The 13628-nt window shown below is 60.9% G+C and carries 12 protein-coding genes; 6 read left to right on the top strand and 6 right to left on the bottom strand.

Annotated elements, in window-relative coordinates; all coding sequences use genetic code 11:
• Positions 1–63 precede the first annotated feature (63 nt).
• The 5 genes from RAE21_RS06125 to RAE21_RS06105 are packed head-to-tail and all read left to right on the top strand — an operon-like array spanning position 64 to position 3672.
• Entirely contained in the window at positions 64–1548 is a 1485-nt protein-coding gene (locus RAE21_RS06125; protein ID WP_313880598.1) for a protein adenylyltransferase SelO, read from the top strand.
• Between the two features lie 42 nt (positions 1549–1590).
• A complete protein-coding gene (msrB, locus tag RAE21_RS06120) occupies positions 1591–1998 on the top strand; it encodes a peptide-methionine (R)-S-oxide reductase MsrB (RefSeq protein ID WP_313880597.1) in 408 nt (135 codons plus the stop codon).
• A complete protein-coding gene (locus RAE21_RS06115; protein ID WP_313880596.1) occupies positions 1995–2576 on the top strand; it encodes a septation protein A in 582 nt (193 codons plus the stop codon). Before msrB ends, RAE21_RS06115 begins: the two co-directional genes overlap by 4 nt.
• Complete coding sequence (locus RAE21_RS06110; RefSeq protein ID WP_313880595.1) at positions 2573–2869, top strand: BolA family protein; 297 nt, start codon at positions 2573–2575, stop codon at positions 2867–2869. Before RAE21_RS06115 ends, RAE21_RS06110 begins: the two co-directional genes overlap by 4 nt.
• 20 nt (positions 2870–2889) lie before the next feature.
• The gene (locus RAE21_RS06105; protein ID WP_313880593.1) at positions 2890–3672 is read left to right on the top strand and encodes a foldase protein PrsA; all 783 of its coding nucleotides are present in this window, start codon (positions 2890–2892) and stop codon (positions 3670–3672) included.
• A 108-nt stretch (positions 3673–3780) separates the two neighbouring features.
• Here RAE21_RS06105 and RAE21_RS06100 read toward each other — a convergent pair whose 3' ends face one another.
• Both RAE21_RS06100 and RAE21_RS06095 read right to left on the bottom strand, forming a co-directional pair.
• Complete coding sequence (locus RAE21_RS06100) at positions 3781–4524, bottom strand: acetyltransferase domain-containing protein (protein WP_313880592.1); 744 nt, start codon at positions 4522–4524, stop codon at positions 3781–3783.
• Between the two features lie 7 nt (positions 4525–4531).
• Entirely contained in the window at positions 4532–5722 is a 1191-nt protein-coding gene (locus RAE21_RS06095; RefSeq protein ID WP_313880591.1) for an MFS transporter, read from the bottom strand.
• A 66-nt stretch (positions 5723–5788) separates the two neighbouring features.
• Here RAE21_RS06095 and RAE21_RS06090 point away from each other — a divergent pair, with 66 nt between their 5' ends.
• Positions 5789–7819 (top strand): peptidase U32 family protein, encoded by a 2031-nt coding sequence (locus RAE21_RS06090; protein ID WP_313880590.1) that lies wholly within the window; start codon positions 5789–5791, stop codon positions 7817–7819.
• Between the two features lie 4 nt (positions 7820–7823).
• On the opposite strand, the gene RAE21_RS06085 is transcribed toward RAE21_RS06090, so the two are convergent.
• From RAE21_RS06085 to RAE21_RS06070, 4 genes are all read right to left on the bottom strand, one after another.
• Positions 7824–8060, bottom strand: coding sequence for a hypothetical protein (locus tag RAE21_RS06085; RefSeq protein ID WP_313873058.1), 237 nt, complete (start codon positions 8058–8060; stop codon positions 7824–7826).
• A complete protein-coding gene (locus RAE21_RS06080) occupies positions 8057–8695 on the bottom strand; it encodes an NAD(P)H-dependent oxidoreductase (RefSeq protein WP_313880589.1) in 639 nt (212 codons plus the stop codon). The genes RAE21_RS06085 and RAE21_RS06080 overlap by 4 nt, the downstream gene beginning before the upstream one ends.
• A gap of 130 nt (positions 8696–8825) precedes the next feature.
• Positions 8826–12872, bottom strand: coding sequence for a phosphoribosylformylglycinamidine synthase (gene purL, locus RAE21_RS06075; protein WP_313880588.1), 4047 nt, complete (start codon positions 12870–12872; stop codon positions 8826–8828).
• Positions 12873–13065: 193 nt separating this feature from the next.
• Positions 13066–13605, bottom strand: coding sequence for a glycosyltransferase (locus tag RAE21_RS06070; protein WP_313880587.1), 540 nt, complete (start codon positions 13603–13605; stop codon positions 13066–13068).
• Positions 13606–13628: the final 23 nt, after the last annotated feature.

Here is a 13628-nt window from a genome sequence, read left to right as displayed (position 1 = left end):
CATAGTACTGCGAGCAAGTCCCCTCGGAGACGCTGAATTAGTCATATGCGGGACAATTCACCCATGCCCCATTTGCCCCCTGCGCCCGACGCTCTGGACCTCCCCCTCCGCTGGAATAACCGATTTGCCACGCTGGGAGACGCGTTCTTTGCGCCGCTCTCCCCTACCCCGCTTCCGGCACCGTATTGGGTGGGCACCAGCGCAGCTGCCGCGCGCAGCGCCGGGTGGGATGAGGTTTTGCTGCGCGACCCGGAGGTGTTGCAGGCACTGACCGGCAACCGCCCGCTGAACGGCAGCATGCCCTTGGCTAGCGTGTACAGCGGCCACCAGTTCGGCCAATGGGCCGGCCAGTTGGGCGACGGCCGAGCGATCCTGTTGGGCGAAGTCGATGGCTTGGAGGTGCAGCTCAAGGGCGCGGGCTTGACCCCCTTCTCCCGCATGGGTGATGGCCGTGCTGTGTTGCGCAGCAGCATTCGCGAGTTTCTGGCGAGCGAGGCGATGCATGGTCTGGGCGTGCCCACCTCACGCGCGCTGTGTGTCACCGGGTCCGATGCACCGGTGCGGCGCGAGACGATAGAAACAGCCGCGGTGGTGACGCGCATGGCCCCGAGCTTTATCCGCTTCGGGCACTTTGAGCATTTCTGCCACCACGGCATGCCCGGCGAGCTGAAAACCTTGGCCGATTTTGTAATCGACCACTACTACCCCGAGTGCCGCACCGACGCGCGCTGGAACGGCAACCCCTATGTGGCGCTACTGGCCGCAGTGACGGCGCGCACCGCCGAGATGGTGGCACACTGGCAGGCAGTGGGCTTTTGCCATGGGGTGATGAACACTGACAACATGAGTATCTTGGGCCTGACCATCGATTACGGGCCTTTCCAGTTCATGGACGCTTACGACCCCGGCCACATCTGCAACCACTCGGACACGGGCGGCCGCTACGCTTTTTACAAGCAGCCGAATGTGGCGTACTGGAACCTGTTTTGTTTGGGCCAGGCCATGATGCCGCTGATTGACGAGCAGGAACACGCCATTGCCGCCCTCGAAACTTTTAAGGACCTGTACCCGCAGGCGTTTGCCCGCCGCATGGCGGCCAAGCTCGGTTTTACCGAGGTGCAAGAGGCCCAGAAGCCGGTCATTGAAGGCATCCTGAATTTGCTGGCAGCCGACAAAGTCGACTTCACCATCTTTTGGCGGCGCCTCAGCTATTGGGGCGCTGACTCGGCGGCAGCTGCTGATTCGGTGCGCGACCTGTTCCTGGACAGAGCCGGCTTTGACGCATGGTTGCTATCTTATTCGGAGCTGCTCGCGCAACATCCACGAGCGCTCGCAGCGGATTTGATGCTCAAAACCAACCCCAAATATGTGCTGCGCAACCACTTGGGAGAGCAAGCCATCCAAGCGGCCCGGCAAAAGGATTTCAGCGTGGTCGCTGAGTTGCTGAAAGTGTTGGAGACGCCGCACGACGAACATCCGGAGTTCGAGGCCTGGGCCGGCTTTCCGCCCGACTGGGCCGCGCAGATTTCCATCAGCTGCAGCTCCTGAACTTTCAGCGCTGCCTTGCATTCATCTACCCTAGGAGCCCCCATGACCTTCCCTATCCAAAAAACCGACGTTGAGTGGAAAGCCCTGCTCGCAGAAAAAGGCGCGGAGCCGGTCGCGTTTCAGGTGACTCGCCACGCCGCCACCGAGCGGCCTTTCACCGGCAAGTTTGAGGCCCACTGGGCGGACGGCAGCTACCACTGCATGTGCTGCAGCGCCAAGCTGTTTGACTCCGGCACTAAGTTTGACGCGCATTGCGGCTGGCCCAGCTTTTCGCTCGCGATTCCGGGCGCGATCACCGAAATCACCGACCGCAGTCACGGCATGGTGCGGGTTGAGACGGTGTGCAGCCAGTGCGGCGCTCACTTGGGGCATGTGTTCCCCGATGGCCCTACCGACACCGGTTTGCGCTACTGCATGAACTCGGCCTCGCTACACTTCACGCCCAAATGAAAACACTTCTCGACTTCATCCCCATCCTCTTGTTCTTTGCGGCTTACAAGCTGCATGACACCTTCGGCATCAGCAAAGACGAAGCGATTTATTTCGCCACGCCGGTGCTGATGGCTGCCACCGTGGCGCAAATGGCGATCATTTATTGGATCGACAAAAAGCTCACCACCATGCACAAGATCACCTTGGGCATGATTCTTGTGTTCGGCGGCATCACGCTGCTCTTGCACGACAAGCGCTTCATCATGTGGAAGCCCACCGTGCTGTACGCGGGCATGGCGATTGCGCTGGCTGTGGCGGTATGGGGCATGAAGATCAACTTCTTGAAGTCCATGTTGGGCAGCCAGTTGGAGCTCCCCGACCCGGTGTGGCACAAGCTCAATATCGCCTGGATCGGATACACCCTGTTCATGGCGATCAGCAATGGGTATGTCGCCGCGTATTTCAGCGAAGACGCGTGGGCCAATTTCAAACTCTGGGGTTATGTGTTCCCTCTGGCCTTTTTGATTGGCCAGGGCCTCTACATTTCGCCTTATCTCAAGGGCGATAGCGCACCCGAGGAGCCCCCCAAGCCATGAGCGCCCTGGATCCTACTGCCCACAACCTGGAGCAGCGGTTGCAGGCCAAATTGCAGCCGCTGCGCCTCGAAGTGATCGATGAAAGCTACCAGCATGCCGGCCATGTGGGTGCCAATGACAGCGGTGTCGGCACCCATTTCCGGGTGCGGATTGCTTCACCTTTATTTACCGGTTTGAGCCGCGTAGCACGGCATCGCCTTGTGTATGATTCGTTGCAAGATTTCATTGATCAAGGCCTTCATGCCTTGGCCATTGAGGCCGAAGCCTCGCCCTCTGGCAACACTAAGATTTAAGCATTCCTGAAGGAAACGGTATGAAGAAGCACATTTTGTCCTCCTTGGCTGTAGCCAGCCTGATGGCGGTCTCCCAAGGCGCTGTGGCGCAGAACATTGCCATCGTGAACGGCAAGGCAGTTCCCACTGCGCGCATGGAAGCCCTGGCCCAACAGGTCGCCCGCTCCGGCCGCCCTGTGACGCCTGAAATGCAAGGCCAGATGCGCGAGGAAATCATCGCTCGCGAAATTTTTGTGCAAGAAGCGCAAGCACGCGGCCTGGACGCGACGGATGACTACAAAAATCAGCTCGACCTGACCCGCCAGTCCATCCTGATCCGCGAGTTGTTTGCCGATTTCCAGAAAAAGAACCCGGTCACCGACGAAGAAACCAAGGCTGAGTACGACAAATTTGCCTCGGCCAACGCAGGCAAAGAGTACCGCGCCCGCCATATCCTGGTGGAAAAAGAAGACCAGGCCAAGGCCCTGATTGCGCAGCTGAAAAAAGGCGCCAAGTTTGAAGATCTGGCCAAAAAGAACTCCAAAGACCCAGGCTCCGGTGCCAATGGTGGTGACCTCGATTGGGCCAACGCCAGCAGCTACGTGAAAGAGTTCTCGGACGCTCTGGTGGCCTTGTCCAAGGGCAAGATGACCGACACTCCGGTCAAGACCCAGTTCGGTTTCCACATCATCCGTTTGGATGACCTGCGCGAAGCCCAGTTGCCCAAGTACGAAGATGTGAAGCCGCAAATCGCCCAGCAACTGCAGCAACAAAAGATCGCCAAGTTCCAGGAAGACCTGCGCGCTAAAGCCAAGGTCGAATAAGCCTCTACAGGCTGATTCCCATCAAGCGGCTTCGGCCGCTTTTTTATTGCCTGTGACTCGCCTGCTCCCAAAGGCCGCTGCACCCGGCAAAGGGCCGCAGCTGTAGAGCTAGCGGCCGATTCCGGCCAGCCAAAGCAGGCCCAACAAGACCGGCTGGTGCAGCAGGTAGTAACTCAAACTCCACTGCCCCAGTGCTGCCAGCCGCCGCGTCAGGGCTGCCGGCAGTGGCAGCCGCCCTGTGCGGGGTTGGTGCTGCCACCCGTGCATGAACGCGAAACCCAGCAACATGACGCCCAGCCAGGGAAACAGGGGCACATAGTCCTCGGTGCGTGGCAGGCGGGTAACCCACCCGATCCAGTTCAAGGCGCGGCCGTTCATATCCACGCCAAACTGAGCGCTAGCCCAGTTAGATATTGCGCTACCTGCTATGAAATGTGTAGCAATGATCGCAAGACCCAGCAAACCGCACCCAAGCCCCAGTGGTGCCACAAGGCGGGTGATGAGCAGCATCACCGCCATGGCGTGCAACACCCCGAAATAGATATAGCTGCCGGGGAACATGAACCACGACCCCAAAGACACCAACGCCGCGGCGGCAGCAATCTGGAGCCAACGCCGTGCGAACTGCCACCCGCTTTGGCCGCGGGCATGCGCCAGCGCCTGACCGGCGCCCGCACAGCACAAAAACAGGCTGAGGATGACAGTGCGCTGCCACGTCCAGACGGGGTCTTGCAAAAAGTTTTGTTGGATAACGCCGGCGTTGTTCAGGTCGAAGCAAAAGTGAAACACCGTCATCCACACCATGGCTAAGCCACGCAATGCATCCAGAGTGTCCAAGCGCCGGGTGTTCATGGCCGTTTCAAGGGTTTTGTGGCTTACCGGTGGCAGACCGTTGCATGATGCTGCCCCATTGGGTGAGCACAGCGCCGGTAGACGCCAACAAAAGCACCGGTATTGCAAGCCCCCAGGCGCTGTGCATGGCGGTGGACCATGCAAAAAGGGGCGGCCCCAACGTAGCGCCCAAATTGCCCATTTGGGCAACCGCGCCGTTGGCACGGGCCTGTTGGGCGCTGTCGTGGTTGAGGTGGGGAATCAGGGCAAAGGCACTGCCCCCGGCCAGGCCGGAGATCAGCATCAAAGCGATGGATGCCTCGACGTAGCCCCAGCCGGTCATGGCGCTCCATGCACACAACACGCCCGCCAAGCCAAGGCTGGGATACAGCATTCGCAGCAAGCGCAAGGGGCTGCTCCGCTGGGTGAGCCAACCCGCACCAAAGGTACCGGCGATGCCCATCAAGGGCAAAACCGTGGCGGCCCAGCGGTCTGTGTCGGTCAGGCCCCGGGGTAAAAACGTCAACAGCGCCACAGCCATACCGGTGTAACAAAAGAAACACAGGCCCGGCAGTGCGGTGCGCCAGTCGGTATAGGTGCGCACATGGCGCGCGAGCAAGCCGGCTCCGTGGGCGGCGCTAGCGGGCGGCGGCTGGTCCAGGGGCAGTGCGACCCAAGCCAGTACCGCGGCAATGAGCAGCAGCACCGCATGCAGTGCAAACATCGAGGGCACACCGGCATACGCCAAAAACTGGTGGCCTCCTGCGGCGGTGAGCGCGAACGCGGTGCCCACAAAGGTGCTCCACAAGCCCATGGCAATCGACCGGTGACGCGCAGCAGTGGTACCTGACATGAGCGTGGGCGCAGCCACCACCACGGCTAGGTGTGACGCTCCTTCCAGCACCCGGGTCACTACAAACCAGTGAAACGGCAAGCTCAATGCTTGCACCGCCGCGAGCACCGCGCCCAGCAGCATGCCACCGCACAGCAGACGCCGGTAACCGATGCGCGGAGCCAACAAACCCATGCTGACACCCAGACTCAAGCCCACGACGCCTACGACCGACAAGGCCCATCCCATCTGGGTCGCACTCACGCCAAACTGCTGCTGCAACAAAGCAAACGCGAGGGACACCTTGGCGAACTGCATGGCCGCCAAAATGCCGCAGACCCACAGCAGCAAAACGCGGGGCCAATGAGTAATGAGTGTGTGAGGCATGGGAGCCGGTGAGTGTAGCGGCAGCCCGCGCGCCGGCGGGGTCGTGCTGCGGGATAATGCGGCCCCATGTCTTTGCAAGATTTTCAACTCGAATTGCTGGCTCCCGCCCGTACCGCCGAGATCGGCATCGAAGCGGTGAACCATGGTGCCGATGCGGTTTACATCGGCGGGCCCGGCTTTGGCGCGCGGTCCAGCGCCGACAACAGCATTGCCGATATTGAGCGTCTGGTCGCTAACGCTCATCGCTTCAACAGCCGCATTTTTGTCACGATGAACACCATCCTGCGGGATGACGAGCTCGAGCCCGCCCGCAAGCAGGCCTGGCAGTTGTACGAAGCCGGTGTGGATGCGCTGATCGTGCAGGACATGGGCTTGCTGGCGATCGACATGCCGCCGCTGCAGCTCCACGCCAGTACCCAGACAGACATCCGCACGCCCGAGAAAGCGCGCTTTTTGCAGGATGTGGGCCTGTCCCAGATCGTGCTGGCGCGCGAACTAACCGCCCGGCAGATTGCCGCCATCCGCGCGGCAACGGACCCTGAAAAATGCACGCTGGAGTTTTTTATCCACGGTGCGCTGTGCGTGGCCTACAGCGGCCAGTGTTACATCAGCGCAGCCCACACCGGCCGCAGTGCCAACCGGGGTGAATGCAGCCAAGCCTGTCGCCTGCCCTACCAGGTGGTCGACGACAAAGGCCGCTTCGTCGCCCATGACAAGCATGTGCTCTCAATGAAAGACAACAACCAGAGCGAGAACCTGGCCGCTTTGGTGGATGCGGGCATCCGCAGCTTCAAAATTGAGGGGCGCTACAAGGACATGGGTTATGTGAAGAACATCACCGCCCACTACCGCAAGCTACTCGACCGCTTGATCGAAGATCGCCAGTACTCGGATCAGCCCCACCATTTCCCGCTTTCGCGCAGCAGCAGCGGTAGCACCAGCTTCACGTTTGAGCCTGACCCCAATCAGAACTTCAACCGCGAGTTCACCGATTACTTTGTACAGGGCCGGCAAATCGACATCGGGGCTTTTGACAGCCCCAAAAACCCGGGCCAGCCGATTGGCTATGTGACCAAGGTCAACCCTGAAAGTGTGGAGCTGGAACTGAGCGACCGCAGCAAGGCTTTGAGCAATGGCGACGGCCTGTGTTACTACGACTTGCAAAAGGAGCTGGTGGGCCTGGCCATCAACCGGGCCGAAGCTATCAACTCAGCCAAGGGTTTGTGGCGGGTGTTCCCCAAAGATCCCCTCCCCGGCCTCAAGGACCTGCGCAAGGGGGTAGAGGTTAACCGCAACCGGGATGTGAACTGGACCCGAGTGCTCGATAAAAAGAGCAGCGACCGGCGCATCGGTGTTTGGGCGGTGTTGGCGGAAACCGATGGCGGCATGGCGTTGACCTTGACTGACGAAGATGGCTTTACCGCAACCTCCCGCACCAGCCTGCCCTTGGAGCTGGCCAAAGACCCGGCCACTGCGCTCGACACCTTGCGCGCGAACCTAAGCAAAATGGGCACCACGATTTTTGCCACACTCGATGTGCAAGTGCAGTTCAGCCAGCCGTGGTTTGTGCCCGCGTCAGTGCTGAACCCTTTGCGGCGCGAAGCTGTCGAGGCGCTGGAGCGTGCCCGCACGCGGGGCTTTGTGCGTTTAGCACCCGGCCATGTGGTGGAGCCGCCGGTGGCGTATCCGGAAGACACGCTCAGCTACCTGGCCAACGTGTTTAACCAGGCAGCGCACGGTTTTTACGCCAAGCACGGGGTGAAAGTCATTGCACCCGCCTATGAGGCGATTGAAGAGTTGGGTGAAGTGAGCCTGATGATCACCAAGCACTGCGTGCGCTTTTCGCTCAGCCTGTGCCCCAAGCAAGCCAAGGGCGTGACGGGGGTCCAAGGGCAGGTCAAAGCCGAGCCACTGCAACTGATCAATGGCAAAGAGAAGCTCACCCTGCGGTTTGACTGCAAACCCTGCGAAATGCATGTGGTGGGCAAGATGAAAACGGGTGTTGCCAACCAAAGCCGCCAGGAGCTCCTGGAGGCCGCAAAGGGCGTGCCGATGACTTTCCACAAAACCCGCCCGAAACAAGAGTTCGGGCACTGACCGCTTAGTGGGGGCGCTGGGGCGGGCGCTCTTCAGGCGCCTGCGTCTGCAGCAGCTGGCGCATGAAGTACAGCCCCAGCACCATATTGCCCACGGCAAACACCACCACCGCGATGGCCGCTGCGGGCTGCAGTGTGTGGTGTTGCACGATCCAAACCAGCGCCGTCGACAGTGCGTTCAACACCAGCATGAGCCAGAAGGCCGGCTTGCGGGGTTGAAGCAAACGGCGCAGGTACTTCACTTCAGCTCAGTGACAAAGTTTTCACGGCTGCGGCGCACCTTTTTCAGGTTCACCAACCAGTCGCCTTCGTCGGCGCGATAGCCCAAAGGCATGATCACCACGCTGCGCAAGCCGCGCTTGTCCAGGCCCAAGATTTCGTCCACGGCTTTGGGGTCAAAACCTTCCATGGGGGTAGCGTCGACTTTCTCTTCAGCAGCCGCAATCAGGGCGGTGCCCACGCCAATATAGGCTTGGCGGGCAGCGTGCTGGTAGTTCACTTCGGCCTCGCGGGGCACGTAAGCGCCCAAAATCATCTTGCGGTAGTTTTCCCAACCTTCGTTCACGAAACCGCGCTCGGTGTTGACCAAGTCGAAAGACGCATTGATGCGCTCCGCGGTGTAGTTGTCCCAAGCGGCGAATACCAACAGGTGCGAGCCATCGGTGATCTGCGCTTGGTTCCAAGCTACGGGCACGATCTTTTCACGCAACTCTTTGTTGCTCACCACGATCAGCTCATAGGGCTGCAAGCCGCTGGAGGTGGCCGTCAGGCGCACGGCCTCCAAGATGCGGTCCAGCTTGTCCTGGGGGACTGCTTTGGCGGGGTTAAATTTCTTGGCGGCGTAGCGCCACTGGAGTGTGCTGATGAGGTCGGACATCAAATGCTTTCTAAAGTTGGGAGGCCGCAACCAGGTTGGCTACCGCCGGAAATCGACATCTGGGGACTGTAGTGGCAAAAACAAGGGGCCTGTAGGCCCCTTGTGTCAAACCGGCGTCCCCGACGGGGAATTAACCCACCCACTTGCGCGCATTGCGCCACAGCTGCATCCAAGGGCTGAATTCGCTCTTGTCCAGGCTGGTCCAGCTCATCTGCACGTTACGGAACACACGCTCGGGGTGCGGCATCATGGCGGTGAAGCGGCCGTCGGCCGTCGTTACCGCAGTCAAGCCACCTGCGCTGCCGTTAGGGTTGAACGGGTAGGCCTCGGTCGCGGCGCCGGTGTTGTCCACATAGCGCATGGCGGCGATGGCCTTGTCGGCGTTGCCACGGTATTTGAAGTTGGCGTAGCCCTCGCCGTGTGCCACCGCAATCGGCAGGCGCATGCCGGCCAGATCGGTAAAGAACAAGGACGGTGACTCCAGTACTTCCACCAGCGAGAGGCGCGCTTCAAAGCGCTCGCTCTGGTTGGTGGTGAAGCGTGGCCAGTCTTGCGCGCCGGGGATGATGTCGGCCAGCTCGGCAAACATCTGGCAACCATTGCACACGCCCAAGCCGAAGGTGTCCTGGCGGGCAAAGAAAGCCTTGAACTGCTCAGACAGCACGTCGTTGAACGTGATGCTGCGCGCCCAGCCGATGCCGGCACCCAAAGTGTCGCCGTAGCTAAAACCACCGCAAGCGACCACTCCTTTGAAGTCTGCGAGCTTGGCGCGGCCGGTCTGCAAGTCAGTCATGTGCACGTCATAGGCCTCAAAGCCGGCTTCGGTGAAAGCGTAGGCCATTTCCACATGGGAGTTGACGCCCTGCTCGCGCAGCACCGCCACCTTGGGGCGGCTCGTGAGGATGGCGGGCGCTCCTGATTTGATAGCTGCTTGCGCAGATTCCACGAGCGCCAGAGCCTTATTTGGCATGTAAACATGCATGCCGGGGTCTTGCTCGGCGCCGGCAGCGGCGTGTTCGGCATCTGCGCAGGTTGGGTTGTCGCGCTGCTGGGCAATTTTCCAGCTCACGGCATCCCACACCTGGTGCAGGTCGGCCAGCTTGGCGCTAAAAATGCTCTTGGCATCGCGCCAGATTTGCAGCTCGCCCTTGCCAGCGGTGGACACGGAAGCCCCTCCGGTAGCGGCATCAGCAGCCGGCCGTGTTTTACCCACGAAGTGACTGAACTTGGACAGGCCGTGCTCACGCAAAGTAGCCATCACCTCCGAGCGCTCTGAGGTGCGCACCTGCAACACTACGCCCAGCTCTTCGCTGAACAGGGCCTTGAGTGTGGCTTCTTCACGGCGGGCACCCACCTGCCCTGCCCAGTTTTTGCTGTCGCCCACGTCCATGCGGCTGTCGGAGATGCCGTCGCCTTCGGTGACCAGCATGTCCACGTTCAGGGCCACACCCACGCGGCCGGCAAATGCCATCTCGGCCACGGTCGCCAGCAGACCACCATCGCCACGGTCGTGGTAGGCCAGCACTTGGCCCTTGGCGCGCAATGCATTCACCGCGTTGACCAGGTTCACCAGGTCTTTGGCGTCGTCCAGATCGGGCACCTTGTCGCCGACTTGGTCCAGGGTCTGCGCCAGGATGCTGGCGGCCATGCGGTGCTGACCCTTGCCCAAGTCCACCAACACCAGGGTGGTGTCCTCGGTCGCGTTGAGCTGGGGCGTCAGCGTGCCGCGCACGTCTTGCAAGGTGGCAAAACCGCTCACGATCAGAGACACGGGAGAAGTCACCTTCTTGTCGGTGCCGGCGTCTTTCCATTGGGTGCGCATGGACAGGCTGTCCTTGCCCACAGGAATGGAGATACCCAAAGCCGGGCACAGCTCCATGCCCACGGCCTTGACGGTAGCGTACAGCGCCGCGTCTTCGCCGGGTTCGCCGCAGGCGGCCATCCAGTTGGCGGACAGTTTTACGCGCGGCAAGTCGATGGGGGCTGCCAGCAGGTTGGTAATGGCTTCTGCCACCGCCATGCGGCCGGAAGCGGGTGCATCCAAAGCTGCCAGCGGCGTGCGCTCGCCCATGGACATGGCTTCTCCGGCAAAGCCCTTGAAGTCGGCGAGTGTCACGGCACAGTCCGCCACCGGCACCTGCCAGGGGCCGACCATTTGGTCGCGGTGGGTCAAGCCACCGACGGTGCGGTCGCCGATGGTGATCAGGAAGCGCTTAGAGGCGACGGTGGGGTGCGCCAGCACGTCGATCACGGCTTTTTGCAGATCCACGCCAGTGAGGTCCAGCGGCTTGAATTGGCGAGCCACGGTCTTCACATCGCGGTGCATCTTGGGCGGCTTGCCCAAGAGCACGTTCATCGGCATGTCCACGGGGGACTCTGCGCCCTCGTCCACCAGTTGCAACTGGCGCTCTTCGGTCGCCACACCAATCACCGCGAACGGGCAACGCTCGCGCTCGCACAGCGCTTCAAACTGCGCCAGCGACTCGGGGGCGATAGCCAAGACGTAACGTTCCTGGCTCTCGTTACACCAGATTTCCTTGGGTGCCATACCGGATTCTTCGAGCTTGACGGCGCGCAGGTCAAAGCGCGCACCACGGCCGGCATCGTTGGTCAGCTCGGGGAAGGCGTTGGACAAACCACCCGCACCCACGTCGTGGATGGCAAGGATGGGATTGTGCTCGCCTTGCATCCAGCACTGGTTGATCACCTCTTGCGCGCGACGCTCGATCTCGGGGTTGCCGCGCTGCACCGAGTCAAAGTCCAACTCGGCCGCGTTGGCGCCAGTGGCCATGGAGCTGGCCGCGCTGCCGCCCATGCCGATGCGCATGCCGGGGCCGCCCAGCTGGATCAGCAGGCTGCCAGCGGGGAATTCAATCTTGTGGGTCTGGTCGGCATCGATGATGCCCAGACCACCCGCGATCATGATGGGCTTGTGGTAGCCACGTGCCACGGTGTCCACATCGCTAGCCACTGTTTGCTCGTATTCGCGGAAATAGCCCAGCAGGTTGGGCCGGCCGAATTCGTTGTTGAACGCCGCACCGCCCAAAGGGCCTTCGACCATGATTTGCAGCGGGCTAGCAATGTGCTCGGGCTTGCCCAGGGTGCTGCCCCAGAGCTTGGAGACGGTAAAGCCAGTCAGGCCCGCCTTGGGCTTGGAGCCGCGGCCGGTGGCACCTTCGTCACGGATTTCGCCGCCCGCGCCGGTGGAGGCACCGGGGAATGGGGAGATCGCAGTCGGGTGGTTGTGGGTTTCCACCTTCATCAGAATGTGGTTGGTTTTGCTATGTTTTTCATAGCTAGGTGCGCTGACATCACCTGCGCCAGTGGCCGATTTGGCTGTAAAGCGCTCGACCTGCACTCCTTCCATCACCGAGGCGTTGTCCGAGTAGGCCACCAACATGTACTGAGGGTTCAGCTGGTGCGTGTTGCGGATCATGCCGAACATGCTCTTGTCCTGCTCCACGCCATCGATGGTGAACTGGGCGTTGAAGATTTTGTGGCGGCAGTGCTCGCTGTTGGCCTGCGCAAACATCATCAGTTCCACGTCGGTGGGGTTGCGGCCCAGCGTGGTGAAGGCGTTCACCAAATAGTCAATCTCGTCAGCAGCTAAGGCCAAGCCGAACTGGGTGTTGGCCTTTACCAGCGCATCCTTGCCGCCGGCCAACACGTCCACATGGTCCATGGGCGCGGGTTGCAGGGCGTTGAACAGCTCTTGCGCCTGGCCACGGTCCAGCATGGCGCTCTCGGTCATGCGGTCGTGCAGCAAAGCGGCCACGGGCTGCAACTGTTCGGGCGTCAACACGGTTTTGTTGAGCAAGCCATTTTTCAGGGTCAGGCGGTACTCCACCAAGCGCTCGACCCGCTTCACGGCCAGGCCGCAGTTGTGGGCAATGTCGGTCGCTTTGGAGGCCCAGGGGCTCACGGTGCCGAAACGCGGGCTCACCACAATGGCGGGGCCCTCTACCGGGCCGGTGTACGGGTCGCCATAGGTCAACAGCGCGGCCAGTTTGTCAGCCAGGGGCTTGTCCAGAGCCGCTTCGGTGGCGGCCAGGTGCACAAAACGGGCTGCAATGCCGGTAATCTTGTCGCTCACGCCGTGCAGGGCGGGCAGAAGTTGTTGGACGCGGAAATTGCTCAGGGCGTTGCCGCCCTCGAAAGAGGTGATGTGCAGGGTCACGGGGGGCCTTGAGGTGGGCGAGTTACTGGGGCGCTTGCGAGAGCCAGTATTTTAGCTGTCGCAATGATGTGGATACGAAGGGTCGGTGAGCTCGCAGAGGCGGCGCGAACGCTGCCTGATTCGGAGGCCGCGTCGCAAGCTGCGCTTTATCGCGAGAGGGAAAAACCGGTTGTTTCAGGTATGCCTGGTGAGTCTATCCCCGCTTGCGTGTATGAAATTCACCGATGACTCTGCCGTAAAGGTCGACGTAAGCATCCACCATCTGGCCCGCAGTAAAGTGGCTCTCAAACCTGCGCTGCGCCGCAGCGCCCATCTGCTTGGCAGTCTCCGGCGAATGTTGCAATTTGAGCATCGCTTCCCGTAGCGCATTCGGATCGCTGGGTGGTACGACCAGACCTGTTTCGTTGGAGATATTGATAAACGATGTACCTGTGCCAATTTCGCTGGAGATCATGGGCTTGCCGTACATCGCACCCTCAAGCAAGGTGATTCCAAAAGCCTCGGACCGGAGATGCGAGGGAAACACCACAGCCTGGCAAAGGTGCAAAAGCGCGGTCTTGTCGCCCTCGTCCACTTGCCCCAAAAAGTGCATGTTTGTGAGCCCCAGCGCGTTCGCCTGCGCTTTCAACTCTTCTTCGATCGGGCCCGCTCCTGCGATGGCGATCGTGAGGTCGGTACCCTTGGCCGCCTCAAGCAGGATATGCAGGCCTTTGTAATACCGCAACACACCCACAAATAGAAATAACCTTGTTCCCA

Source organism: Rhodoferax potami (assembly GCF_032193765.1).
GTDB classification, from domain to species: domain Bacteria; phylum Pseudomonadota; class Gammaproteobacteria; order Burkholderiales; family Burkholderiaceae_C; genus Allorhodoferax; species Allorhodoferax potami.
The sequence above is the reverse complement of the archived record's forward strand: the minus strand, read 5'-3'. Positions and strand labels throughout refer to the sequence as shown.